At 73.9% G+C, this 25,949-nt stretch carries 20 protein-coding genes and 2 pseudogenes; 15 read left to right on the plus strand and 7 right to left on the minus strand.

The annotated features are described in order from the left end of the window. From AB0O00_RS08100 to AB0O00_RS08165, 14 genes and pseudogenes are all read left to right on the plus strand, one after another. Positions 1 to 604, plus strand: a pseudogene (locus AB0O00_RS08100) (hypothetical protein); the annotation flags it as partial. Positions 605 to 959: 355 nt separating this feature from the next. After that, positions 960 to 1,850: an alpha/beta hydrolase gene (locus AB0O00_RS08105; protein ID WP_363649337.1), complete on the plus strand. Its 891-nt coding sequence runs from the start codon at positions 960 to 962 to the stop codon at positions 1,848 to 1,850. Positions 1,851 to 1,895: 45 nt separating this feature from the next. Further along, positions 1,896 to 3,041 (plus strand): SDR family oxidoreductase, encoded by a 1,146-nt coding sequence (locus AB0O00_RS08110; protein ID WP_363649339.1) that lies wholly within the window; start codon positions 1,896 to 1,898, stop codon positions 3,039 to 3,041. Positions 3,042 to 3,180: 139 nt separating this feature from the next. Beyond that, positions 3,181 to 3,471 carry an acyl carrier protein gene (locus AB0O00_RS08115; RefSeq protein ID WP_363649341.1) on the plus strand — a complete coding sequence of 97 codons (291 nt, stop codon included), beginning with the start codon at positions 3,181 to 3,183 and terminating at the stop codon, positions 3,469 to 3,471. Then, a complete protein-coding gene (locus tag AB0O00_RS08120) occupies positions 3,468 to 5,018 on the plus strand; it encodes a class I adenylate-forming enzyme family protein (protein ID WP_363649343.1) in 1,551 nt (516 codons plus the stop codon). The genes AB0O00_RS08115 and AB0O00_RS08120 overlap by 4 nt, the downstream gene beginning before the upstream one ends. A gap of 37 nt (positions 5,019 to 5,055) precedes the next feature. Further along, entirely contained in the window at positions 5,056 to 6,129 is a 1,074-nt protein-coding gene (locus AB0O00_RS08125; RefSeq protein WP_363649345.1) for a transglutaminase domain-containing protein, read from the plus strand. An 18-nt stretch (positions 6,130 to 6,147) separates the two neighbouring features. After that, a complete protein-coding gene (locus AB0O00_RS08130) occupies positions 6,148 to 8,391 on the plus strand; it encodes an MMPL family transporter (protein WP_363649347.1) in 2,244 nt (747 codons plus the stop codon). Positions 8,392 to 8,584: 193 nt separating this feature from the next. Next, entirely contained in the window at positions 8,585 to 8,842 is a 258-nt protein-coding gene (locus AB0O00_RS08135; protein WP_363649349.1) for a phosphopantetheine-binding protein, read from the plus strand. Then, on the plus strand, positions 8,842 to 10,413 hold the full coding sequence (locus AB0O00_RS08140; protein WP_363649351.1) for an AMP-binding protein: 1,572 nt from the start codon (positions 8,842 to 8,844) through the stop codon (positions 10,411 to 10,413). The genes AB0O00_RS08135 and AB0O00_RS08140 overlap by 1 nt, the downstream gene beginning before the upstream one ends. A gap of 5 nt (positions 10,414 to 10,418) precedes the next feature. Next, positions 10,419 to 12,086 (plus strand): FAD-dependent monooxygenase, encoded by a 1,668-nt coding sequence (locus AB0O00_RS08145; RefSeq protein ID WP_363649353.1) that lies wholly within the window; start codon positions 10,419 to 10,421, stop codon positions 12,084 to 12,086. 59 nt (positions 12,087 to 12,145) lie between these two features. Then, the gene (locus tag AB0O00_RS08150; protein ID WP_363649355.1) at positions 12,146 to 14,401 is read left to right on the plus strand and encodes an anthranilate synthase component I; all 2,256 of its coding nucleotides are present in this window, start codon (positions 12,146 to 12,148) and stop codon (positions 14,399 to 14,401) included. Next, positions 14,398 to 15,177 carry a 4'-phosphopantetheinyl transferase superfamily protein gene (locus AB0O00_RS08155; protein WP_363649357.1) on the plus strand — a complete coding sequence of 260 codons (780 nt, stop codon included), beginning with the start codon at positions 14,398 to 14,400 and terminating at the stop codon, positions 15,175 to 15,177. The genes AB0O00_RS08150 and AB0O00_RS08155 overlap by 4 nt, the downstream gene beginning before the upstream one ends. Before the next feature lie 2 nt (positions 15,178 to 15,179). Further along, positions 15,180 to 17,141 carry an FAD/NAD(P)-binding protein gene (locus AB0O00_RS08160; RefSeq protein WP_363649359.1) on the plus strand — a complete coding sequence of 654 codons (1,962 nt, stop codon included), beginning with the start codon at positions 15,180 to 15,182 and terminating at the stop codon, positions 17,139 to 17,141. Positions 17,142 to 17,202: 61 nt separating this feature from the next. Next, positions 17,203 to 18,621, plus strand: a pseudogene (locus AB0O00_RS08165) (lyase family protein); the annotation flags it as partial. 418 nt (positions 18,622 to 19,039) lie between these two features. On the opposite strand, the gene AB0O00_RS08170 reads toward AB0O00_RS08165, so the two are convergent. Then, positions 19,040 to 20,251, minus strand: coding sequence for a beta-ketoacyl-[acyl-carrier-protein] synthase family protein (locus AB0O00_RS08170; protein ID WP_363649360.1), 1,212 nt, complete (start codon positions 20,249 to 20,251; stop codon positions 19,040 to 19,042). Between the two features lie 138 nt (positions 20,252 to 20,389). Beyond that, a complete protein-coding gene (locus AB0O00_RS08175; RefSeq protein ID WP_363649362.1) occupies positions 20,390 to 20,596 on the minus strand; it encodes a hypothetical protein in 207 nt (68 codons plus the stop codon). A 158-nt stretch (positions 20,597 to 20,754) separates the two neighbouring features. On the opposite strand from AB0O00_RS08175, the gene AB0O00_RS08180 reads away from it, so the two are divergent. Next, positions 20,755 to 21,783 carry a helix-turn-helix transcriptional regulator gene (locus tag AB0O00_RS08180; protein WP_363649364.1) on the plus strand — a complete coding sequence of 343 codons (1,029 nt, stop codon included), beginning with the start codon at positions 20,755 to 20,757 and terminating at the stop codon, positions 21,781 to 21,783. A 19-nt stretch (positions 21,784 to 21,802) separates the two neighbouring features. On the opposite strand, the gene AB0O00_RS08185 is transcribed toward AB0O00_RS08180, so the two are convergent. Genes AB0O00_RS08185 through ilvE form a run of 5 tightly spaced genes read right to left on the minus strand, consistent with a single transcriptional unit; the run spans position 21,803 to position 25,776 of the window. Further along, the gene (locus AB0O00_RS08185; protein WP_363649366.1) at positions 21,803 to 22,387 is read right to left on the minus strand and encodes a hypothetical protein; all 585 of its coding nucleotides are present in this window, start codon (positions 22,385 to 22,387) and stop codon (positions 21,803 to 21,805) included. After that, positions 22,384 to 22,611, minus strand: coding sequence for a chorismate mutase (locus tag AB0O00_RS08190; RefSeq protein ID WP_363649368.1), 228 nt, complete (start codon positions 22,609 to 22,611; stop codon positions 22,384 to 22,386). The genes AB0O00_RS08185 and AB0O00_RS08190 overlap by 4 nt, the downstream gene beginning before the upstream one ends. Before the next feature lie 49 nt (positions 22,612 to 22,660). Then, positions 22,661 to 23,959, minus strand: coding sequence for an MFS transporter (locus tag AB0O00_RS08195; protein ID WP_363649370.1), 1,299 nt, complete (start codon positions 23,957 to 23,959; stop codon positions 22,661 to 22,663). 31 nt (positions 23,960 to 23,990) lie between these two features. Beyond that, positions 23,991 to 24,824, minus strand: a complete 834-nt coding sequence (locus AB0O00_RS08200; RefSeq protein ID WP_363649372.1) for a cyclase family protein — start codon at positions 24,822 to 24,824, stop codon at positions 23,991 to 23,993. A gap of 1 nt (position 24,825) precedes the next feature. Further along, positions 24,826 to 25,776: a branched-chain-amino-acid transaminase gene (gene ilvE / locus AB0O00_RS08205; RefSeq protein WP_363649374.1), complete on the minus strand. Its 951-nt coding sequence runs from the start codon at positions 25,774 to 25,776 to the stop codon at positions 24,826 to 24,828. Between the last annotated feature and the right edge of the window lie 173 nt (positions 25,777 to 25,949).

A 25,949-nucleotide genomic window follows, 5' to 3' on the forward strand; every position in this document is an offset into this window, starting at 1 on the left:
GCTGCCCGGTGCCGGACGGCTGACGGTCGGGCCGATCGCTCCGGCGGACGGCGCCCGGCTGTTCGCCTCCGTCGTGGGGGAGGAGCGCACGCGGCCGGACCCGGGCGCGGTGGAGCGCATCGTCGCCATGACCGGGAACCTGCCGCTCGGCGTGCGGGCCGCGGCCGAGAAGCTCGCGGCGAGGCCGCTCTGGACGGTCGGGGACTTCGCGGCCCGGCTGGCCGACGAGAAGCTGCGCTGCGAGGAGTTGAGCGCGGCCGGGTTCGACGCGTCGCAGCTGCTGGAGCGGGCCTGCGACCGCCTGCCGGGGCCGGAGCGGCAGGCGCTGGCGCTGCTGAGCCGGACCGGGTCCGGCGGCTTCGGCCTGGACGAGGCGGCCGGGCTGCTGGCGGTGGACCTGCGGACCGCGGAGGGGCTGCTGGGCGTCCTGCTGGACCACCACCTCCTGGAGCAGACCGCGGAGGGCTTCCGCGTGCCGGAGCTGACGCGCCTGACGGTCCGGCGCCAGAGGTTCGAAGCGGGGAAGCTGCGGGTTCTGGCGGGAGGCGCGACGGTTCGCCGCGCCCTGCCGGTGTGGGCCGAGCCGCTGTCCGTCACCGGCTGAACCGCGGCCGGGCCTCCGCGCCCCGGCCGTGCCCCCGGCCGTGCCCCCGGCCGTGCCCCGGGCCGTACCGCAAGCCGTGTCGCAAGTCGTGCCCCGAGCCGGGATCCGAGGAATGCCTCGGGTCCCGGCTCTTTCGCGTTCTCCCGGGCCCGCCGCGGGCGGCCCGGCGCTGGCCTCGGCCGGGCCGGCAAGAGCCGTAAAAGCGGCTCTGACCAGCGCATTTCCCGCTGCTTGACCGCTGCTTCGCCACCCGTTGGACGCCCCGGCCGAGAGTTCTTCCCGGCGGCAGTGACTGCCCGGCACCGTCCGGCACCACCAGCCCGCAAGACCACCCCATCACCAGGAGGAAAGTTCCATGGCGGAGCAGGAGTTCGGGCAGCTGGACGTCCGGTACCTCAACCACGCGGCGCTGGCCCTGCCGAACGGCGGCGAGCTCTACTACGAGGACAGCGGCCACGGCCCGGCCCTCACCATCCTGAACAACTTCTACATCGTCAGCCCGATCTGGCGGAACTTCACCAACGAGCTGGCCGAGGACTTCCGGCTGGTCCACTACGACCTGCGCAACCAGGGCGCCTCCAACCCGGGCACCGAGCCGGTCACCTTCGCCGACCACGTCGAGGACATCCGCCGGCTGCTGGACCACCTGGGCATCGAGAAGACCTACCTGGTCGGCACCTCGATCTCCACCATCATCGCCCGCGAGTTCACCCTCAAGTACCCGGAGCGGGTCGCCGGCATGGTCCTGGTCGGCCCGGCCTTCTCGCCGAACGGCGGGCTGCGCCGCAAGCTCATCAGCCGTTCCTGGCTGGCCAGCCTGGAGTCCGGTGGCACGAAGCAGCTCTTCGGCCACCTGTACCCGCTCGTCTTCCCGGACCAGATGATCCACGCGGGCGGCACGGCGGCGTACCTCGCCCTCAAGGACAACTTCCTGTCCCTGCTCTCGGTCGGCTCCATCCGCGAGAACCTGCTCGCCTCGCTGGACGTCGAGGACGACCCCGAGCTGCTCGGCACCATCACCACCCCGACCCTGATCATCAACGGCGACGGCGACTTCGCGTGGAGCGAGTCCGTCGTCGACGACGCCCTCGCCCGGATCCCGAACAGCGAGGCGGTCACCCTGCGGCACGCGGGTCACGTGCCCTTCTTCGACGACCCGGCCGGCTTCCAGAAGGCGGTGGCCGCGTTCGTCCACAAGCTGGAGGCCGCGACCCCGACGGTCGAGGCCGTCGCCGTCGGCGCCTGACCGGCCCGCTGCTCCCGTACACACCGAACTGCTGGAGAAACAACCATGACGACACGTCTGTTGACCGGAGCGACCGGCTTCGTCGGCGGGGCCGTGGTCCTCGAACTGCTCGACCGCACCGAGGACACCGTCCACGCGCTGGTCCGCGGCAAGGACGACGCGGACGCCACCGCCCGTCTGCACGCCGCGCTGATCGGCATGGCCGACGGCTACGGCCGGTCCGACCTGCACGAGGCCATCAGGACCCGCACCCTCGCCATCCGCGGCGACATGACCGAGCCGGGCTGCGGCGCGGACACCTCGTCCCTGCCCGCCATCGACGAGGTCTGGCACTCTGCGGCCTCGCTGCGCTACGAGGAGGAGTACCGCGCCGAGATCGAGGCGCAGAACATCGGCGGCACCGAGAACGTCCTCGCACTGGCCCGCTCGCTCGGCGCCGGCACGTTCAACTACGTCAGCACCGCGTACGTCGCGGGCTCGCGCACCGGCCTCATCCCGGAGGAGTCGGTCCAGGACCCGTCGGTCGCCAACAACTGCTACGAGCAGACGAAGATGGCCGCCGAGGCGCTGGTGGAGGCCGCCGGCTCGGACATGCGGGTGCGCATCATGCGTCCCACCGTGGTCATCGGCCACAGCGTGACCAAGCACGGCATGAACTGGTCCGGCCTGTACGGCTTCGCCCGCCAGGTCTTCTCCTTCAAGCGCCGGGCCTCGCGCAAGCTGGGCACCTTCCTGGACCACGCCAGGGTCCACCTGCTCGCCGACCCGGACACCGTGGTCAACCTGGTGCCGGTCGACGTCGTCGCCCGCAACGCGGTCGCGATCTCGCTGTCCGACAACCCGGCGACGCACTTCCACCTCGGCAACGCGAACGGCCCGACGGTCCGCGAGATGGTCACCACCGTCTTCGACCTGGTCGGCCTGCGCGAGCCGCGCTGGGTGGACGACCGCGACGGCTTCACCGCGATCGACGAGGCCCTGGACGGCGGGATGACCTTCTACCGCTCGTACCTGCGCTACGACAAGCGCTTCGACCTCACCAACACCGAGGCGGTGTCCGGCCCGGGGGCGACCTACTCGCCCACCGAACTGCGCGCCGACCTCGAGGCCTACCTCCTCTACTACCTGCACACCCTGCGGGGCTTCGAGGAGAACACCGGCAACCGACTCGTCCACCCGGTCGCCGCCTGACCCGCTGGGTGCCCCGGGTGGCCGCGCGCGTCCCTGCGCGGCTACCCCCCACTCACCGGATCGCACAACCCGAGCCCACCACCCCGAGCCCACAACCCCGAGCCCGCCGCCGCTGCCGCGGGCCGTCACCGGAGGAGAAATGTACGACAGCACCACAGTCGCCGCGTGCCTGCGTGGCCTGTTGGAGAGCGTGGTCGACGGTGCACTGCCGCTCGACAACCCCGAGGCTCGCGCGGCGTCGCTGTGGAACCTCGGGCTGACGTCGGCGGGTTTCATGCGGCTGCTGGCCGGCATCGAGTCGGACTTCGGCATCGAGTGGGACCTCGACGATCCGTCCGACGCGGTCTCCTCCTTCGACGCGCTGGTCGCGCACGTCAGCGCGCACGCCACCAGAGTGCCCGCGGGTGCCACGGTCGGCGGTGCCGCATGAGGACGATCGCGCGCCACCTGGCACTGGCCACCGCCCCGCAGGAGGCGGCCCGCCGCCGGCCCGACGTGCCGATCCGGCTGGACCGCGCGCTCGACCTCTTCCCCGAGGCGGGCACGCAGTTCGACTACCGCGCCTTCGCCGGTCTCGTGGACCGCGCGGCCGGGCTCCTGGCCGGCGCGGGCATCTCGGCCGGGGACCGCGTGTTCCTCGCCAAGGACCCCAACTTCGACATCCCGCTGCTCGCCTTCGCCGCCGCGCGGATCGGCGCGGTGCCGGTGCTGGTCCACACCGCCGTGGGGGCCGAGTCGCTGGCCGCCCTGGTCGAGCGGTCCGGTCCGGTGGCCATCCTGACGGACCGGAGCACGGAGGACTCCGGTCTCTTCTCGGGTGTCCCGGGCTCCGTCGCCCGCTGGTACGTGGGCGCGCCCGGCGCCCAGGGCCGCTCCCTGCTGGACGTGGCCCCCGCGCCGCTCGCGCCGTCGGCCCGGCCGGAGCGCAGCACCCCGCAGCTGGTGACCCACAGCTCCGGCACCACCGGCGTCCCCAAGCTGGCGCTGCACACGGTGGAGAGCTTCGCCGGGCACGCCAAGCCGCAGGTCCTCATCGGCCGGCTGCTGCGGGTGAGCGACCCCTACCTGATGTGCCTGTCCCCGGTGCACGCGCGCACCATGTCCGGGCTGCTGGCGATCCTCGCCCTCGGCCTGCCGCTGGGCTACCTGACCGACCCGTCGCCGGAGAACGCCCGCCGGATGATCGAGCTGGTCCGCCCCGGCGTCGTCGAGACCGTCCCGAACGCCTTCATCCGCTGGGAGGAGATCGCCGAGAACCGGCCCGAACTCTTCACCCGGGTACGGCTGTTCGTGTCGTCCTTCGACGCCGCGCACCCCCGGACGATCCGCACCCTGCTCGGCGCGGCCCACCCCAAGGCCCGCTACATGCAGGCCTACGGCCAGACCGAGACCGGGCCGATCACGGTCAAGTCGCACCGGCTGAAGGGCAAGTGCGAGGATGGCCGCTGCGTCGGGCGCCCGGTGCCGGGCCACACCAGGATCCGGATCACCGACGAGGCCGGCGTCCGGCTGGGCCGCGGCCTGCCCGGCGAGATCTTCGCCCGCTCCTCCGGTGTCACCCCCAGCTACCTCGGCCTGCCCGACCAGCGGGTCGACGGCTGGTGGGCGATGGGCGACTACGGCGAGGTCAGCCTCCGCGGCTGCCTGCACCTGTACGACCGCCTGGTCGACCGCTCGGACGACGTCGGCTCCCTGCTGGCGGCCGAGGACGCGATCCTCGAAGCCCTCCCGCAGCTGACCGAGGCCGTGCTCATCCCGATGGCCGACGGCCTGCCGGTGCCCCTGGTGTGCACGCGCGGCGACCTGCCGCTCGACCCCGAGGCCTGGCGGGCGGCCACCGCCGGACAGCCCCCGCTCGCCGACCCGGTGCAGTGCCGCTGGGAGGACATCCCGCACACCGCCACCTGGAAGGTCAAGCGCCTTGAGGTGGCCCGCCGGATCGCCGCCGGGGACTTCGCGCCGGCCGTCAGCCGGTGACCGGCGACCCGGAGCCGCACGTGAGGAGGAACGACAGATGACGAGCACACTCGCGGGAGCACCGCGACCGGTCGCACCGCGCGCCGCGGGACCCGCCGCGCGCCTGCTGCCCAAGGCCCGTGCGAACGGCGGCGACGAGCTCTGGTACCACTGGCTGCCCGCCGTCGACCGGATCATCCCGGTGCCGGACGAGTACCGCAGCCCCCGGCTGGACCTGGCCGAGGCGGCCAGGGAACTCGGCACCACCGAGGAACTGCTGGAGCTGCTGGTGGGCGCCGGGCTGCCCGCCGCCGAGACCGCCGACGGCCCGCGCTTCGACTACCACGACATCATGAACCTCGGTCTGAGCACCGGACTCGGCCGCTCCCTGGCCGAACTCGGCGAGCGCCAGTGCCTGCGGCTCGCCGCCGGCCAGCCGCAGGCCTGGCTGACCGAGCGGACCACCCGGATCCGGCTCACCGCCACCTGCTCGGCGCCCGGCTGCGACGGCACCCCGCCGCTGCCCGCCGCACCGCGGCCCGAGGGCGGGCGACTCGACGGGTTCGCTGCCGACCCGAACGAGCCCGGTTCCGTCATCGCCACGGTCACCACCGTCGGCGCGGCGGACGCCCCCCGCTCCGAGACCGTGCGCCGCATCCACGACGACCTGCTGGACCTGCTGCTCACCGGCGAGTACCAGTACAGCTGGCTGCCCGACGCCCTGCGCGAGCGGCCCGCCACCGCCTGGGAGAACCGCACCGTCGACTGCGTGATCGCGGCCTGGCGGATGCGCGAGCAGGCCCGGGCCGCGGGCCTGGAGGCCCGCACCCGACGCGGCTTCCTGCTCGGCCTGGTCGGCGTCGAACACGCCTGGACCGAGGTCCTGGAGGACGGCCGCTGGCTGCCGCTGGACCCGGTGCTCGCGTTCCTGGCGAGCCGCCACAAGGCCAGCAACCCCGATTTCTCCCGCTTCACCTGCGGTTCCTTCCACAACCGGCTGCTCGCCTGGGACCGCTCCATCGAGCAGTCGCTGGCCGACCACACCTGCCCGCACGGCGGGCGGGTGCGCGTCGACTGCCGGCAGCTGCCCCCCGCTCCGCCCAGCTCCCCCGTGGGCCCCGGCGCCCCGTAATCCCGAAAGAGGATCCCCATGTTCAACAAGCTGGCCGCACTGGCCACCGGCCGCAGGAAGCTGGTGCTCCTGCTGAGCCTGCTGTTCTGCGTCTTGGCCGGCGGGCTGGGCGGAGCCGTCCAGACCAAGCTGTCCGCCGGGGGCTACGACGTCCCCGGCGCCGAGTCCACCGTCGCCAACCAGGTGCTGAGCCAGCGCTTCGGGACCGGTGAGCCCAACCTGGTCCTGCTGGTCAAGACGCCCGGCGGCGCCGACGACAGCCAGACGGCCGCCAAGGGCGCCGAGCTGACCCGCAAGCTCGCCGCCGAGGAGGGCGTCCAGGAGGCCGCCTCCTACTGGACGCTGGACAACGCCCCGTCACTGCGCGGCAAGAACAGCGACTCGGCCCTCGTGATGGCCCACCTCAAGGGCAACGAGGACGAGGTCGGCCGCTACCTCGACAAGCTCCGGCCGCACTACAAGGACGGGTTCGAGGGCCTGCAGATCGAGTTCGGCGGCCGCGCCGAGGCCTACCGGGAGCTCAACGAGCAGACCCAGAAGGACCTCGCGCTCGCCGAGTCGCTGATCCTCCCGCTCACCCTGCTCCTGCTGGTCTTCGTCTTCCGCGGCGTCATCGCCGCCCTGCTCCCGCTGGCCCTCGGCATCGTCTCCATCGTCGGCACCCTGCTCGTGCTGCGCGTCCTGGTCATGTTCACCGACGTGTCGGTGTTCGCGATGAACCTGACCACCGGCCTGGGGCTGGGACTCGGCATCGACTACAGCCTCTTCGTCGTCAACAGGTACCGCGAGGAACTCCGCAAGGGCAGCGACGTCAACGAGGCCATCCGCACCGCGCTCAACACCGCCGGCCGCACGGTCCTCTACTCGGCGATCACCGTCGCCCTGTCGCTGTCCGCGCTGCTGCTCTTCCCGATGTACTTCCTGCGGTCCTTCGCCTACGCCGGCATCGCCGTCGTCGCGTTCGCCGCGCTGTCCGCGCTCGTCCTGCTCCCCGCGCTGCTCGCCTGGATCGGACTGCGCATCAACAAGTGGTCCTGGAGCAAGAAGGGCACGGCCAAGTCCGTCGAGAGCGGCTTCTGGCACCGCCTGGCCACCCTGGTCATGCGCCGCCCGGTGCCGATGGCCACCGCCGTCATCGCGCTGCTGCTGCTCCTCGGCTCGCCCTTCCTCAACATCAAGCTCAACCTCGCCGACGAGCGCACGCTGCCGGCGGACGCCGAGGCGCACCGCGTCAACACCACGCTGGTCCAGGACTACTCGGCCCGCGAGCTGGAGCCGCTGATGGTCGTCGCCAAGGACGCCGGCGACGCGGCCAAGGCCACCGACAAGATCTCCGCCTACGCGGAGCGGCTGTCCACCCTGGCGAACGTCGCCCGCGTCGACGCGCTGACCGGCTCGTACGCCGGCGGCAAGCAGATCGCCCCGGCCGGCGCCATCAACCAGCGCTACGCCACCCAGGACGGCACCTGGCTGTCCGTCATCCCGGCCGTCGGCTCCTACACCGACGAGGGCCAGGACCTGGTCAGCGACGTGCGCAACGCGAACGCCCCGTTCGACGTGCAGGTCGCCGGCACGGCGCCCGCCTTCAAGGACACGATGGAGTCGCTGACCGACCGGATGCCGTGGGCGCTGCTGCTCATCGCGCTCAGCACCTTCGTCTTGCTCTTCCTGCTGACCGGTTCCGTGCTGATGCCGATCAAGGCCTTCGTGCTCAACCTGCTCAGCCTCAGCGCGACCTTCGGTGCCATGGTCTGGGTCTTCCAGGAGGGCCACCTGCAGTGGCTCACCGGTGACTTCACGCTCACCGGCGGCATCGTGGCCACCACGCCGATCATGCTCTTCTGCGTCGCCTTCGGCCTCTCCATGGACTACGAGGTCTTCCTGCTCTCCCGGATCAAGGAGGAGTACGACGCGAGCGGCGACAACACCGGCTCCGTCGCCCGCGGCCTGGAGCGCACCGGTGGCCTGGTCACCGCGGCGGCCCTGCTGATCGCGCTGGTCTTCATCTCCTTCCTGGTCTCCGGCATCACCTACATGAAGCTGCTCGGCCTCGGCCTCGCCCTCGCGGTGATGATGGACGCCACCCTCGTCCGCGGCGTGCTCGTCCCGGCGTTCATGCGACTGGCCGGCCGCTTCAACTGGTGGGCCCCGGCCCCGCTGGCCCGCCTGCACGAGCGGTTCGGCCTCTCGGAGGGCGAGCCCGTCCCCGCGCCCGCCGCCCCGGCGGCACGGCGGGAGACCACCGCCGTCGGCAGCTTCTGACCTCAGGGCGAAGCACCACTCAGGTCCGAACCACCCGGTACGGCATCCACGTAGTCCGGACCGGCACAGCACCACCCTGCACAGCTCCACCGGCGGGCCCCGAGCCCCACGGGCCCGCCGGTGGCCGTGCGCAGACCACCGGCACCACCGTCACCACCAGCTCAGCAACTCGCGTACACACAGGGGGAATCCCATGTCCGACCAGCTCACTCCGGGCCACCGACTGCTGCTCTCCTTCGTCGACCTGCCCGAACTGCTCGAAGGCGTCGGCCGCGACACCGACCTCACCGCCGCCGGCCTCAACTCCGGCGACCTGATCCGGCTGGCCCTGGCCATCGAGGACCTCACCGGCGAGCCGCTCGACGACGACGAACTCACCGCCCTGCACAGCATCGCGGGCATCGACGGCGTCCTCGAGAACCGCACCGCGCAGCTGAGCGAGGCCCGCTGATGTGGATCTCCCACTTCGTCCGCCGCAACCGTGCCCTGCGCCCCGACGCGCCCGCGCTGATCGACGAGCGCCGCACCGTCACCTGGCGTGAGCTGGACGAGCGCACCGACGCCCTCGCCTCCTCCCTCCTGGAGCGCGGCGTGCAGCCGGGCGACCGGATCGCGGTGAGCGCCCCGAACCGCATCGAGGTCCTGGAGCTCTACTTCGCCGCCGGCAAGGCCGGGATCGTGGTCTGCCCGATCAACCACTCCTTCCCGGCCCCCGAGGTCGAGCACGTGGCCGGCAACTCCGGCCCGGTCGGCGTCTTCGCGGAACAGGCCGTGCTGGACCGGCTCGGCCCGGCCTTCGGCCCCGCCTGGCGCACCCCGCTCGACGGCGCCGAGTACGAGGCGCTGGCCACCCGCCCCGCGGTCCGGGCGCTGCCGCTGCCGAGGATGGACGACCTGTTCGCCATCCTGCACACCTCCGCCACCACCGGCCGCGCCAAGGGCGTCGCCGTCACCCACCGCTCGGTGTCGGCCTGCTTCACCGGCCTCGCGGCCGAGGCCGGCTTCGGTCCGGGCGACGTGATGATCAACCCGTGCCCGCTCTTCCACGGCTCGATGGTCATCGGCCTGGCCCTGCTCGCGGCCGGCGGCACCCTGGTCCTGCAGCGCGAGTTCCAGCCCGGCCGCTTCCTGGCCGACGTCGAGAAGCACCGCGCCACCCGGGCCTTCCTGGTCCCCTCGATGCTCCGGTTCGCGATGCTCACCAAGGCCTTCGAGACCACCGACCTGTCCAGCCTCACCGAGATCATGTACGGCGGGGCGCCGATCTCCGAGGAGCTGCTCCGCGAGGCGCTGGAGCGCTTCCCGTGCGGCCTGCGCAACATCTACGGCATCACCGAGGGCGGCGGCCCGATCGCCACCACGGCCTTCGCGCCCGTGCGGTCCGGCGCGGTCGCCGACTCCGCCGAGCAGGAACTGCGGCTGCGCTCCTCCGGCCGGATGCTGCCCGGCCACCACATCGAGGTGCACGACCCGGACGGCCGCGCGCTGCCGCCCGGCGAGATCGGCGAGGTCTGCGTCCGCGGCGACGGCCTGATGGACGGCTACTGGCGCAACCCCGAGGCCACCGCCGGCGCGATCCGCGACGGCTGGCTGCGGACCGGCGACCTCGGCTACACCGACCCGGACCACTTCCTGTACCTGGTCGACCGCGTCAACGACGTCCTGATCCGGGGCGGCCAGAACGTGTACCCGGCGGAGATCGAGCGCGTGCTGTCCGTCCAGCCGGGCGTCACCGACGCGGCCGTGGTCGGTGCGCCCAGCGAGGAGTGGGGCGAGGTCCCGATCGCCTTCGTCGCCGCCGATCCGGCCGCGCCCACCACCGCCGCCGCGCTGCTCAAGGCGTGCGCCACCGAACTCGCCAGCTACAAGCGCCCGGCGCGCATCGAGTTCGTCGCCGAGATCCCGCGGAGCGCGGCCGGCAAGATCCTGCGCCGCGTCCTGCGGGACACCCTCACCACCGGTGCCGGCGCCGCCGCCGCGCCCGCCCGGCCGAGCGCCGCCGTCGCGGCCCAGGGAGCGTGAACGGCATGCGCATCGCCTGCATCGGAGGCGGTCCGGGCGCGAGCCTGCTCGCCCTGCTCCTGCACCGCACCACCGGTCACGAGGTCGACGTCTACGAGCGCAGCCCGCGCGGCGCGACCTACGGATTCGGCGTCGTCTTCTCCCGGTTCAGCCTCGCCCGGCTGCGCCGCGCCGCGCCGGACGTGGTCGCCGCACTGCTCGGCGACGGCGCCCGCTGGGACGACGTCGAGGTCCGCCGGGACGGCGAGCGGACCCGCTCCAGCGGCCACGGTTTCGCCGCCGTGGAGCGCAAGCTCCTGCTCGGCACGCTGCACCGCCTCGCCGAGGAGGCGGGCGCCCGGCTGCACTTCGAGACCGAGGCCGACGCCGCCGAGCTGCTGACCCGCTACGACCTGGTCGTCGCCGCCGACGGCGCCGGCAGCCGCACCCGGCCCGCCTTCGGCACCGAACTCGGCGCCAAGTCCGCCACCTGCGGCGGGCGGTACGCCTGGTTCGGCGTGGACCGCGAGTTCGACGCGATGACGTTCCTGTTCGCGGAGAGCGAGTACGGCCCGCTGGGTGCGCACGTCTACCCGTACGGGCCCGGCCGCAGCACCTTCCTCGTCGAGCTCGGGGAGGAGACCTGGCGCAACTCCCCGTTCACCGACGGCCACGCCCTGGCCCCGGGACAGAACGACGAGCAGGCCATGGAGTTCTGCGCGCGGACCTTCGCCGCCGACCTGGAGGGCGCCACGCTGCTCGGCAACGGCTCGCGCTGGCTGTCCTTCCCCTGGATCAGCGCCGAACGCTGGTCCACCGGACGGCTGGTGGGCCTCGGCGACGCGGTGCACACGGCGCACTTCTCGGTGGGCTCGGGCACCACGATGGCCCTGGAGGACGCCGTCGAACTGGCCCGCAGCCTGGCCGGGGCCACCGAGGACGGGGAAGCGCTCGGGGCGGCCCTGGCCGCGTACGAGAGCGCCCGCCGCCCGGCCGTCGAGTCCGTGCAGCAGGCCGCCTGGGCGAGCCAGCGGATGTGGGAGCACCCCGCCGAGCACGCGGGCCTCGACACCGACGCGCTGATGATCCGGCTGCTCAGCCGCACCGGCCAGTCACCGGCCGACCTGCTGCTGCGGCTGGACCCGGAACTCGGCAAGCTGCCGAAGAGCCCGCTGACCGCTCTGCCGCGGACCCCGGTGCGCACGCTGGCCGGCCCCGCAGCGGCTCTCGGCTACGCAGTGGCCTTCGGCCCCGAGGACGCGGTGCTCGTCGCCGAGGGCGCTCCGCTGCCGCCCGAGGGGCACCGCGGCCCGCTGCTCGTCGAGTTCGACGCCGCCACGGCGGACCTGCGGGACGAGTTCGCGGCCGCCGCCCGGCTGCACGCCGTGCGGCACGCCCGCCCCGACGCCCTCATCGGTGTGCTGCTGCGCTCCCCGGGGCCCGCCGAGGAGCCCGTGAGCCGCGTGGTCGAGGCGGTCCGCTCGCTGGTGCGCGTGACGTCCGTCGACGTCGTGGCCGTGGCCCCGGGCGACGCGCCGCCCGCCGCCAACCGCGTCGCCCAGATGGCCGTCGCCGAACGCCTGTACAGCGCCGGGCCGCCCATCGCCTACGTCTGCGGCCCCGACGAGGTCAGCCAGGGCTGGACCCACGTCCAGGCCGGCCGGGCGGACGCCGTCTGGACCACCACCGCCTGATCACGGGCGGTTCGCCCCCACGCCGGGAGAGACCCGGATCGAGAAAGGAGAGCTGGGGGATGACTTCGCTGCACACCGCCTGGCCCCGTGCCGCCCACGCCGTGGAGACCACCGGCTGGGCCACGCCCGCCGGGGTGGAGATCGTCCGCACCACCGAGAGCCTCGGCAGCGCGGCGGCCGTCCGCGCCGCCCTGGAGGCCACCCTCGACGAGCGCCGCGGCCAGCTCCGCTTCCACGGCAACGACCGCCTCGTCGGGTACACCGACCCGCCGGTCGAGATCACCGCCACCGGCGGCCGGGTCGAGGTCACCGCGCTCAACGCGCGAGGCCGCGTGCTGCTGCCCGTGCTGCGCCGGCTGCTCGAGGGCGTCCCGGCGATGACCGCCGCGGACGACGACGCGGGGGCGGACACCGTGCGGCTGGAGAGCAGGCCGGTCGTCGCCGGGACCTTCGCCGAGGAGGACCGCACCCGCCAGGTCGGCGTCTTCGCCGCCGTCCGCGCCGTCGTGGAGGGCTTCGCCGCCCCCGACGACCCGCTGTTCGGCCTGTTCGGCGCCTTCGGCTACGACCTGATCTTCCAGCTCGACCCGGTGCAGCCGCACCAGCGGCGCCGGGACGACGACCGCGACATGGTGCTGCACCTGCCCGACACCATCGTCGAACTCGACCTGCACAGCGACGAGGCGGTGTGCCACCGCTACGAGTTCCGCACCGCCGCGGCCGGCACCGACGGCCTGGACCGCGCCACCGCGCCCGCGCCGTTCGAGTCGCGCGGGGAGGTGTTCGCCCAGCGCGACCACGCGCCCGGCGAGTACGCCCGCGTGGTCGAGGCCGCCATGCCGCTCTTCAAGTCCGGGGACCTCTTCGAGACGGTGCCCCGCCAGGTGTTCCACCGGGCCGTCACGACCACCCCGGCCCGGCTGTTCCGGCGGCTGCGCGAGCACAACCCGGCCCCGCACAGCCTGCTGATGAACCTGGCGGGCGGCGAGTACCTGGTCGGCGCCTCGCCCGAGATGTTCGTCAAGGTCGGCCGCCGCCTCGACCGGGACGGCAGCCGGATGATCGTGGAGACCGCGCCGATCAGCGGGACCATCGCCCGTGGCGCCGACCCGCTGGAGGACGCGGAGCGCATCCGCACCCTGCTCAACTCGGCCAAGGACGAGAACGAGCTGACCATGTGCACCGACGTGGACCGCAACGACAAGTCGCGGGTCTGCCTGCCCGGCACCGTCAAGGTCACGGCGCGCCGCCGGATCGAGATGTACTCCAAGCTGATCCACACCGTCGACCGGGTCGAGGGCGAGCTCCGCCCCGACCTGGACGCGCTCGACGCCTTCCTCGCCCACCTGTGGGCCGTGACCGTCACCGGCGCCCCCAAGCTGTCGGCCGTCGAGTTCATCGAGCGGCACGAGCGCTCCCCGCGCCGCTGGTACGGCGGCGCCGTCGGACGCATCGGCTTCGACGGCAGCCTCGACACCGTCCTGACGCTGCGCACCATCCACCTCCACGACGGCATCGCCTCGGTGTCCGCCGGCGCGACGCTGCTGTACGACTCGCGCCCCGAGGACGAGGAGCTGGAGACCGAGCTCAAGGCCAAGGCGCTGCTGGAGGTCCTCGACACGCAGGACGCCGGGCCCGGGCAGCCGGCCGCCGCGCCGCCGAAGGCCTCGGCCCTGGTGGCCGAGCGGCCCGGCACGGACCGCAGGATCCTGCTCGTCGACCACCGCGACTCCTTCGTGCACTGCCTCGCCGGGTACTTCCGCGAGACCGGTGCGCAGGTCGGCACCTACCGCAGCGGCGGCCACCTGCGGCTGCTGGAGGAGCAGCGGCCCGACCTCGTGGTGCTCTCCCCGGGACCGGGCAGCCCGGCCGACTTCGGCCTGGGCGCCACGCTCGCCGAGGCCGAGCGGCTGGGGATCCCGGTCTTCGGGGTCTGCCTCGGGCTGCAGGGCATGATCGAGTACTTCGGCGGCCGGCTGGACGTGCTCGACGAGCCGGTGCACGGCAAGCCGTCGCGGATCCGGCGCACCGCCGCCGACTCGGAGGTGCTCGACGGGCTGCCGAACGTCCTGGAGGTCGGCCGCTACCACTCGCTGTACGCGCAGCCCGGCGAGGTCCCCGCGCAGCTGCGCGTCACCGCGACCACCGAGGACGGCCGGGTCGCGATGGCCGTCGAGGCGCCGCAACACCGGTTCGCCGCCGTGCAGTTCCACCCCGAGTCGATCATGACGGGGGGACGGCGGATCGGCGGCGAGGTCATCCACAACGCGGTCCGGCACCTGACCCGCACCACCGGCCGCCGGGCGGCGCGATGACCACCGCGGTGGTCGCCCCCGGACCGGCCCCGCAGCCGGCCGGCCCCGACCCGGACTCCGACATCGACCTCGCCGCCGTGGCGAAGCTGTTCACCCCGGCCGTCGTCGCCGCCCGGGCGCACACCGAGGAGCTCGCCTTCGAGCAACTCCCCGGGCCCACCCGGGAACTGCTCGGCGGGTACGCCGCCGAACTGCGCCGGCAGACCTTCACGGCGGGCCGCCTCGCGGCCGCCCGCGCGACCGCGGCCATCGCCGGACGGCCGCACTGGCTCGACGCGGACGACCGCGGCGCGCCCCGCTGGCCGGACGGCACGCGCGGGTCGCTGAGCCACACCAACCAGCTCGCCCTGGCCGTCGCGGCCGTCGACCAGGGCGACGAGCTCGGCATCGACATCGAGCCGCTCGCCACCGGCCCCGGCCTGCTCGACGCGCTGCGCTACGTGTGCACGCCCGCCGAGCGGGCGCGGGTGGCCGCGGCGCCGGTCCCGGAGCTCGCCGTGCTCCGCGTCTTCTGCACGAAGGAGGCGCTGTACAAGGCGGCTCCGCCCGAGGTCCAGCGCGGTCTGACCATGCAGTCCGTGGAGCTCGACTGGACCGACCCGCCCGGCGGCGACCTGGACCCGCAGGCGCAGCCGCTGACGCTGCGCGCGGTCAAGGGGCCGGTCGCCGGCCGCACCGCTCTGTGCGCGGTGATCGGCACCCACATGGTCGCGGCGGTCACCCTGCCGCGCGAGCCCATCCATTCCACACCGACGCAGGATCAGGACGGACAGTAGACATGATCGTCAGTCAGCAGAGCGCCGCCATCGTCGGCATGGGCCCGCGCGGCCTGTCAGTGCTGGAGCGCCTGTGCGCCAACGCCCGGACCGCCGACCCGGCCAACTCCCTGCACATCCACGTCGTCGACCCCTACGCCCCCGGCGCCGGCCGGGTGTGGCGCAGCAGCCAGTCCCGCCACCTGCTGATGAACACGGTCGCGAGCCAGATCTCCGTCTTCACCGACGCCACCGTCGACCTGGACGGCCCGCTGGAGCCCGGCCCCAGCCTGCACCTGTGGGCGCAGGAGCTGGTGCGCGGCGCGATCCGCGGCGACTACAGCGACGAGACCCTCGCCGAGGCCCGCGACCTGGGCCCGGACTCCTACCCGACCCGGGCCTTCTACGGCCACTACCTCAGCTGGGCCTACCGGTACGTCGTCGCCGGGGCTCCCGCCCACGTGACCGTCGTCGAACACCGCAGCCTGGCCGTGGCCCTGGAGGACGAGCCGGGCAGCGGCGAGCCGGGCGAGAGCCCGTCCCAGACCCTGCTGCTGGCCGACGGCACCCGGCTGAGCGGCCTGGGCGCGGTGGTCCTCGTCCAGGGCCACCTGCCGGCCCGGCCGACCCCGTCCGAGCACGACCTCGCCACGGCCGCCGCCGCGCACGGCCTGACCCTGATCGCCCCGGCCAACCCGGCCGACGTGGACCTCGGCGCGATCCCGGCCGGGGCGAACGTGATCCTGCGGGGACTCGGGCTCAACTTCTTCGACTACATGACGCTGCTGACCACCGGACGCGGCGGAGCCTTCACCCGCGCGGACGGGCGACTGGTCTACGAGCCCTCGGGCCGGGAGCCGGTCCTGTACGCCGGCTCCCGGCGCGGGGTCCCGTACCAGGCCCGCGGCGAGAACGAGAAGGGCCCGCACGGCCGCCACCAGCCGCTGCTCCTGACGCCGGGCCGGATCGCCGAACTCACCGTCGGCCGGGCCGATCCGCTCGCGCCGGGCGTGGACTTCCGCACCGAGCTGTGGCCGCTGATCGCCAAGGAGGTCGAGACGGTCTACTACCGGACCCTGCTGGAGTCCCGTGGCGAGGCGGACGGGGCGCAGCGCTTCCAGGACGCCTACCTGCCGCTGCCCTGGGGCGACCCGGCGGAGGCGGGCGTCCGGGAGGCGTTCGGCATCGGGTCCGCGCAGCTGTGGGACTGGGACCAGCTCTCCCGCCCGTACCGGGACCAGGAGTTCGGCCGCCCCGAGGACTTCCGCGACTGGCTGCTCGACCACCTGCGCGAGGACCTGGTGCAGGCGCGGACGGGCAACGTCAGCGGCCCGCTCAAGGCCGCCCTGGACGTGCTGCGCGATCTGCGCAACGAGATCCGCCTCGTGGTGGACCACGGCGGACTGGACGGCGACTCGTACCGCACCGACCTCGACCGCTGGTACACGCCGCTCAACGCGTTCCTCTCGATCGGCCCGCCGGCCCGCCGGATCGAGGAGATGATCGCGCTCGTCGAGGCGGGCGTGCTGCACCTGACCGGGCCGGCCGTGCAGGTCGCCCTGGATCCGGACGCGGGTACCTTCATGGCGCGCTCGCCGCACGTGCCGGGCTCCGTCGTGACGGCGGACGTCCTGATCGAGGCCCGGCTCCCGGAGATCACGCTCCGCCGCACCGGCGACGCGCTGCTGCGCGGGCTGCTGGACTCCGGGCAGGCCGCGCCGTACCGGATCCGCAGCAGCACCGGCTGGCACGTCACCGACGGGCTGGCCGTCACGGGCCGCCCGTTCCACCTGGTCGACGCGGCCGGCCGGGCGCACGGGCGCCGGTTCGCCTTCGGCGTGCCCACCGAGTCGGTGCACTGGGTCACCGCGGCCGGCATCCGGCCCGGCGTCAACTCCGTCACGCTGACCGACTCCGACGCGATCGCCCGGGCGGCGCTGCGGTGCGTTTCCCTCGGTGCGGGCTTCGTCGGCGCCTCCCGCTGACCTTCCGTATCCGCCCCCGCTCGGACCACGTCCGGCCCCAACGCTCCGGAAAAGGACCACGATGCCCAGCCCACCGTTCGATGACGTCCACCTGCTCGACGCCGGCCTGCTCTCGCCGGTCCGGGCCGGCACCGGGGTCGACGCCGCCGTCGGCGACCGGGCCTGGCTGACGGCGATGACCGGGGCGGAGGCCGCGCTGGCCCGCGCCCAGGCCCGGCTCGGGACGGTACCGGCCGAGGCGGCGCAGGTGATCAGCGACGTCGCCCTGGCCGACCCCTGCGAGCTGGTGCCGCTGGCCCTGGCCGCCCGCGAGACCGCCAACCCGGTCGTCGGGTTCGTCCGGGCCTTCACCGAGGCCGTCGCCTGCCGCGACCCGGCCGCGGCGGAGTACGTCCACCGCGGTTCGACCAGCCAGGACATCCTCGACACCGCGGCCATGCTGGTCACCCGGCAGGCGCTGGCGCACGCGGCGGCCGACCTCGACCGGTGCGCCGCGGCGCTCGCAGCGCTGGCCCGCGCCCACCGGAACACCCCGATGGCGGGCCGCACCCTGACCCTGCACGCCGTGCCCACCACCTTCGGCCTCAAGGCCGCGGGCTGGCTGCAGCTGGTCGAGGAGGCCCGCCGGCGGGTGGCCGAGCTGGACGGGCGGCTGCCCGTCCAGCTCGGCGGCGCGGCGGGCACGCTGGCCGGCTACCTGGAGTACGCGGGCCACGGTCAGTACGGGGAGCGCCCGGACACGCCGTCGCCGGGCGCGGCCCGGTACACCGAGCAGCTGCTGGCCGCGTACGCCGAGGAGACGGGTCTGGCGGAGCCCCTGCTGCCCTGGCACGTGCTGCGCACGCCGGTGGCGGACACCGGCGCGGTGTGCGCCTTCGTCACCGGCGCCCTCGGCAAGATCGCGGCGGACGTGCAGTCGATGGCCAGGACCGAGGTCGGCGAGCTCGTCGAGCCGGCCGCGGGCGGCCGCGGCGTCTCCTCGGCCATGCCGCACAAGCGCAACCCGGTGCTGGCCACGCTGATCAGGTCCGCCGCGCTGCAGGTGCCGCAGCTCGCCGCGATCCTGCAGGGCGCGATGCTGTCGGAGGACGAGCGGTCGGGCGGCGCCTGGCACGCGGAGTGGCAGGCGCAGCGCGAGTGCCTGCGGCTGGCCGGGGGTGCGGCGCACGCCGCCGCCGAACTGCTGGAGGGGCTGACCGTGAACGCGGACCGGATGCGCGCCAACCTCGATCTGACGCACGGGCAGATCGTCTCCGAGCGGATCGCGGCGGTGCTGGCGCCGCTGCTGGGCGCGGCGCCGGCCCGCGCCCTGCTGACCGGCGTCTCCCACGAGTCCGCCCGCACCGGCCGTCCGCTCGGCGAGCTGCTCGCCGAGCGGCCCGAGGTCACCGCCCACCTCTCCCCGGAGGCGCTGGCCGAGCTGGTGGACCCGGCCCGGTACGTGGGGGCGGCGCCGTACCTGACGGACAGGTCCCTGGCCGCGGCCGGGCGGGGCGGGGCACCGGCCGCCGGACCGGAGTCCGAGGGCGCCGGGCCCACTGAGCCGGAGCCCGAGTGTCCTGAACCCACCGCCGAACGCGGGCTGTTGCTGGCCCGGCTCCAGGTCCAGCTGGACGAGGTGCGGCCGACCGGCCGGCCGAGGCTCAGGGCGGAGCGGCTGCTGGAGTACATCCGCTCGCACGACCCCACCACTCCGGACGCGCCGGTGGCCGACGAGCTGCGCGAGTCCCTGCTGGACGCGGCCCTGCTGTCGGTGGCCGAGGCCTTCGAGCAGCTGACCCAGGTGGTGCCGCGGCTTGCGTCATGACCAAGCCGCCGACCCGCGGACCGGCAGGGCGCCGGCCGCGGATCGGCGGCTCGATCGGGGGTCGTGTGGTCGGGGGAGGCACCTCCACCGGCTAAGCGGTCAGGATGAGGCTCACGTTGTGGCCGCCGAAGCCGAAGGAGTTCGCGAGCGCGGCGTCGAACCGGCCCTCCCGGTTCGCGCCCCGCACCACGTCCAGCTCGACCTTCGGGTCGAGGGTGGCCAGGTTGCGCACCGCCGGTGCGACACCGTGGTGCAGCGCCAGCAGGGCGGCCATCGCCCCGAACGCGCCGGAGGCGCCGAGCATGTGACCGGTCATCGACTTGGTCGCCGTCACGGGCACCCCGTCGCCGAGCACCTCGTTCACCGCTTCCGCCTCCGCCACGTCCCCGCCGGGGGTGGAGGTGGCGTGTGCGTGGACGAGCCCGATGTCGCTCGCCGCCAGCCCCGCGTCGCGCAGCGCGCTGCGCATCGCCAGCACCTGGCCGCGGGCGTCGGACGCGGAGATGTGGTCCGCGCTGGAGTTGACCGCGGCGCCGGCCACCTTGCCGTACACCCGGGCCCGGCGGGCCCGCGCGTGGTCGGCCCGCTCCAGGACCACCAGGGCCGCACCTTCGGCGATGACGAACCCGTTGCGGTCGACGTCGAACGGGCGGGAGACCGCGGCCGGGTCGCCGGTCTGCACCGACAGCGCCTTCATCTGCGCGAACGCGGCCACCATGAACGGGTGGACGCACGCCTCGGTGCCGCCCGCCACCACCACGTCGGCCCGGCCGGCCCGGATCAGGTCGAGGCCGAGGGCGATCGACTCGGCGCCCGAGGCGCAGGCGCTGACCGGTGCGCGCGCACCGGCCCGTGCCTGGAGGTCCATGCTCACCCAGGCGGCGGGCCCGTTGGGCATGAGCATCGGCACCGCGAACGGCGACAGCCGCCGCAGGCCGGAGGTCTCGAACACGTCGTCCTGGCCGAGTGCGCTGAGCACGCCGCCGATGCCGGTGCCGACCACGACCGCCAGACGGTCCGGGTCCACCTCCGGTGCGCCCGCGTCCTGCCAGGCCTCCCGTGCGGCGAGCACGGCGAGTTGCTCGGTCCGGTCGAGCTTGCGTGCGTGCGCCCGCCCGAGCGGCTCGGCGGGGTCCACGGTCACCTCGCCCGCGATCCGGACGGGCAGGTCCTCGGGCCACGTCCCGCCCAACGCGCGGATGCCGGAGCGGCCCGCCAGCAGCCCCTCCCAGGCCTCGCCGGCGCTCGCTCCGAGCGGCGTCAGCGCTCCCATGCCCGTCACCAACACCTCATGCTGGCCCATCTGTTCTCCTCAGCCGACCGGACAGTATCCGGCCACCACCCTTCCGTGCGCCCTCCGCTGCGCGGTGCCCCGCGCGCGATTGGGCAAATTCCGGTGCGCACCTGCGCCAGCGAGCGGGTGCGCGGGTGGGGACGTGCGTCAGGACCAGCCGTTGTCGAGGGCGCCCGTGGCGGTCGCGGCGAGGGCGGGGGCGCTGGTGGCGGCGGCGGGGGCGGGCGCGGACCAGCCGTTGTCGGCGGTCACCCGGCTCATGGTCCGACCGGCGTCGGTGTGGCCGACCATGACCGCGAGAGCAGCAGCGAGGGTGGAGACCACGAGGGCGACGCGCACGGAAAGCGACTTCATGGGGGTGAACCTCTCCTGGGTGATCCGGTGAAGTGCGGACCGGGCTCTGTTCCGGCCGCCTTCTCTCGTGATCAGCTTGCCGTGCCCCCGGGCCTTGGGGGAGAACCTCTGACCTGCGGTATTCACGCCTGTCGTAAACACGAAGGGGGACAGAAGCGATGGACCATGCCGAGTTGGGCGCCCGGGCCGGGGGAACTCCGGCCGGGGAGCTGACACCCGACGGCCTGCGGCTCTACGAGTACGCGGCCACCGTCCCCTCGTTCACCGCCGCGGAGGCGGGCTGCACCCTCGGGCTGGCAGAGCCGGAACTCGCTCTGGCCCTGGCGCACTTGGAGGCGCTGCGGCTGCTGCGCCGGGACGCCGACGAGGCGTGCCGGTACACCGTGGTGTCGCCGGAGTTCGCGGCCGGTCAGCTGCTGTGGCCGATGGAGCGGAGGATCCGTCAGCAGGCCGAGGACGTCGAGCGGATCAGGACGACCTTCGCCGCGCTCGGCCCCTGCTACCAGAACGGCCTGCAGGGCCGGCAGCGCGCGGAGGTCGAGGTCCTGACCGACCTCGCCGACGTGCGGCGGCTGATCGACGGGCTGGCGGACAACTGCCGCACCGAGGCGCTGCACGTGCAGCCCGGCGGCGCCCGCGACCCGGAGGCGCTGCTCAAGGCCCGGGCCAGCATGGGACGTCTGCTGGAGCGCGGGGTCAGCAGCCGCTCGATCTACCAGCACCCGGCGCGCTACAGCCAGCACACGGTGGAGTTCGCCGAGTGGATGATGGAGCGCGGTGCGCAGGTGCGGACCCTGGCGGACGGTCCGGACCGGATGCTGATCTACGACCGCAAGGTGGCCGTGGTCAGCGTGCAGGGCAACTCCGCGCACGCCCTCGTCGTGTACGAGCCCAACCTCGTGGCCTTCATGGTGTCCTCGTTCGAGACCGCCTGGCGGGCTGCCGCCCCCTTCCCGGTGGGATTCGACCGGGAGTGGGCCAAGCAGATCTCCGACGACCTGCGCCAGTCGATCGTCCGGCTGCTCGCCGAGGGGCTGGACGACAAGTCCATCGCCCGCCGGCTGGGCATGTCGATGCGCACCGTGCAGCGGCACGTGGCCGAGATCATGCGCACCCTCGACGGGAAGAGCCGCTTCCAGACCGGGTACCTGATCGGTCTGGACGAGGCCGGTGTCCCGGCCAAGTAGCCGGGCGTGGCATGGGAGTTCACCACTGGGGGGAGGTCCTGGGGCCGCCCACCCCGCGGCGGCTGTGCCCGAGCGTCATCGCGCGGATCGCGGCCGGCGTGACCTGCCCGGCGAGCAGCGCCTCCATGACGTCGCCGAGTGCCGCCGCGAGCCGCAGGTTCTCGTCCTGCGGGCGGGCGAGGGCCCGGGCGTCGGCGGGGGCGAGCCACCGCAGGCCCGCCGGCGGGGGGCCGGGCACGGTCGTCACGTACTCGTACGCGAGCTCGTACGGGCCGTCCTCCGACGCCCGGAGCCACCAGGGCGGGACCGCCGTGCCGGCCCTCCCGGGCCGCTCCAGCGGCGGCACCGGCGGGGTGACCAGCGACGCGGTCCTGCCGGTCAGCCGGGACGCGAGGCGCAGGGCGGCGGCGGCCGGGTCGGCGCCGTCCGGGAGGAGTTCGCCGGGCAGGAGTTCGCCGGGCAGGACGTCGCCGGGCAGGACGTCGCTGTGCGGGGCTTCCTCGGGCAGGAGGCCCAGCGACCAGGTTCCGGCGCCGGCTTCACGGCTGTAGACGTAGCACCGGACGGCCACCCGTCCGTCGGCTGCGGTGCGGACGGCGCTCACAGGGCCGGCAGCCGCTCGGGGAGGCCGAGCACGAGCAGCGCCAGGTTGACCCCGGGGCGTCCGAGCTCCTCGCGGTAGCGCTCGATGACGAGGTTCTCCTCCGCGAGCGAGGTGCGCGAGCCGCCGGAGGCCACCCGCGCGTGGACCTGCCGGTGCGCGGCGGCCGCACGGCGGCCTAGGAGCTGGATGATCTGCCGATCGAGGGTCGCGACGTCGTCGGACATGCGGTGCTCCAGGTTGGTGGGTTCGATGGGTACGGTACGGCCGGCGGCGTCAGCCGACGGGCACGGGATCGTGCTCGGCGGGCTGGGTGAGTGCGGCGGGCGCGGCGGTGCGGGGGCGGCGGCGCACGGTGGTGAGGGCGACGATGCCGCAGAGGCCGGCGAGCGGCAGCCACACCCAGGCCGCCTGTCCGGTGCCGATCAGCATCACGCCGATCGAGGGGCCGAAGAACATGCCGATGCCCATCATCGAGTTGCACAGGGCATTGGCGCGGGTGAGTTCGCGCTCGGGCACCCGGGAGATCAGCCAGGGGTGGAAGGAGCAGGAGTACGCGCACTCGCCGAGGGCGAAGAGCATCGCGTACAGCAGCAGTCCGGTCAGCCGCAGCGGGCCGGGCCCGAAGGCGGTGACACCGGCGGCGGCGAGGCCCGCGACCCACAGGGCGACGGCGATCCGCAGCCCCTGCTCCTCGGGGCGCTTCTCCAGCAGCTTCGTGACCGGGCGTTGGAGCGTCACGATGACCACGACGTTGAGGGTGAGCATCACCGACACCCAGCCGATGCCGGTGTCCATGAGCCGGTCGGCGACCAGCGGGGCGGTGGCCTCGAACTGGCTGTAGCCGAAGAGGTACGCCCCGAACTGGAAGAGCGCGGCTCCGAGGGAGGCCCGGACGAGCAGGCCGACCCCGAGGGAGCCCTCCGCCCGCCCGGTGCCCTCTGTGCTTTCGGTGTTCTCGGCGCCCTCGGTGTTCTCCGGCACCGCCGGGACCCGGCGGGCCAGGGCGAGGGCGAGCGCCACCGGCAGGTAGCCGACGGCGTTCGCCAGCAGGAGCCAGGTGATGGCCCGGCCGGAGAAGACCGTCAGGAAGAGCCCGGCGACGAGCGAGCCGCCCGCGAGGGTGGCGTTGAGGACCTGGTAGCGCCGGGCGAACACCCGGCGCCGCTCCTCCGGCGGCACCAGGGAGTTGACGATCGGGATGATGGCGGCCATGAAGCAGCCCTGGCCGGCGCCTCCCAGCACCGCCGCTGCGGCCGTGCCGGCCAGGGTGCCGCCCCCGGCCAGCAGCAGGAAGCAGCCGACCCAGAGCAGCAGGCCGAGGATGCCCAGGGCGTGCCGGGGCACGCGCAGCGCCGCCGAGGCGAGCAGCAGCGAGACGGCCAGGTTGGCGAGGCCGGAGACGCCGTAGTAGACGGCGACTCCGGTGGTGCCGACGGCCGGCAGCGACGCCAGGTGGATGCCGATGAACGGGAAGACCATGCCGTAGCAGAACGACGACAGGCCGTGCAGGACCACGATGCGGTTGACCGACCTGCGGCGCAGCGCGACCGGGTCTACGGAGGTCCGGGGCATGGGCGGGTACCTTCCTGGGGATCGGCGGGGATCAGCGGGGGACCAGGGCGAGGACCCGTGCCGGGCTGCCCGAGCCGCCGACGATGGGCAGCGGCGCGGCGATGAGCACGGCGCCCTGCGGGGGCAGCCGGTGCAGGTTGCGCAGCTGGGTGATGCCGTACTTGTCGGCGCCGTGGAAGTACCAGTGGCAGGGGTAGGGCTGGTCCTCGAACTCGCCGGCCTGGCCGGCGTCGGTGCCGACGGTCTCCACGCCGACGCCGATGACCGGGGTCTGCTCGGCGAGCCAGCGGGCGCACTCGGGGGCGATGCCGGGGGTGTGACGGCCGTTCAGGAACTCCTCCTGGGAGCCCTGCCGGTCCTCCCAGCCGGTGCGGTAGAGCAGCCAGCCGCCCGCGGCGAGCGGGCCGTGCTCCTCCTGCCAGGCCTCGACGTGGTGGCGCTGGAGCAGGAAGTCGGGGTCGGCGGCGGCGTGGGCCGAGAAGTCCAGGACGGAGGCGGGGCCGACGAGGCGCTGCGGCGGGACCTGGGAGACGTCGTCGAGGTCCTTGCCGGTGATCCAGTGGACCGGCGCGTCGAAGTGGGTGCCGGTGTGCTCGGAGAGGCGGATGTTGTTCCAGTAGACGGTGGGGCCGGCCTCGTCGTAGTGGCTGATGGCCTCCCGGGCGAAGGGCCACGGCTGGCCGCGCTCGGGCGGGAGCTGGATCAGCGGGGTCTGCTCGGACAGCGGCGAGGTCAGGTCGATCACCTCGACGGAGCCGTCGAGCAGGCCGGTGAGCAGCGGGGCGAGGGGCTCGGCGGTGGTGGGCTCGGCGGTGGTGGGCAGGGTGGTGGTGGGCAGCGCGGTGGGCTCGGTGCGGGAGGTCATGTCACTTCTCTCCGGTGGTGTGGACGATGGTGGACCAGTCCTCGTAGTCCGGGTGCTGGCCGCGGACGACGGCGTCGTAGAGCTCCTGGAGCTTGCGGACGGTCACGCCGGGGGTGCCGTCGCCGACCGCGATGCGGTCGAGGCTGGTGACGGGGGCGATCTCGGCGAGGGTGCCGGCGACGAAGATCTCGTCGGCGCCGTACAGCTCGGTGCGGTCGACCTCGCGGCGCTCCATCGGGATGCCGAGCTCGCGGCGGGCGATCTCGCCGATGGTGGCGACCGTGATGCCCTCGAGGACGCCGCTGGTGCCGGGCGGGGTGACGAGCTTGCCGTCGCGCAGCATCACCACGCAGGAGCCGGGCGCCTCGGAGACGCTGCCGCGCTGGTTGAGCAGGAGCGTGGTGTCGTAGCCGTTGCGGATCGCCTCGTGGTGGGCGAGGCGGCTGTTGTGGTAGTTGGCGCCCGCCTTGATGCGCGGCGGCATCGAGTCGTCGCTGATCCGGCGCCAGGAGGAGACGGTGGCCGCGAGGCCCTGCTCGAAGCCCCGGCCGCGGGGGGCGCGGGTCGAGGTGATGTGGACGCCGGCGTCGTCGGTGTGGCTGAGCGGGTCGGCGTTCGGGCCCATGTTGAAGTACGAGACGACGCACACGTGTACGTCCTCCTCGAAGGCGTTGGCCTTGAGGACGTCGAGCACGCCCTGCTTGAGGTCGTCGTCGGAGAAGGGGATCTCCATCCGCAGGCTCTTCATCGAGCGGCGCAGGCGGGCGAGGTGCTCGTCGATGCGGAAGACCGCGAGGCCGTCCTGGCCGGGGCGGCGGTAGGCGCGCAGCCCCTCGAAGACGTTCGCGCCCCAGAACGCGCCCTGGGAGCGGGCGTGCACGGTGCACTCGTCCCAGTCGACGACGGTGCCGTTGAGCCAGGCGTGCGTGGGGAGTTGGAGGGGAGTGGTCATGGTGTGCTCCTGTAACGGATTCTGGGGACGGGAAGTTGGGGAGGGTCAGACGGCGACGGGGACGCGGGCGGAGGCGGGCGCGGTGGCCACGGCGCAGCGGGCGAGCGCGGCGCCGAACGTCGCGGGCCGGCCGGCGTCGGCGAGCGCGGCGAGGTGGCCGTCGGGCCGGACGA

This window comes from Kitasatospora sp. NPDC093558, assembly GCF_040683475.1.
Classification (GTDB): domain Bacteria; phylum Actinomycetota; class Actinomycetes; order Streptomycetales; family Streptomycetaceae; genus Kitasatospora.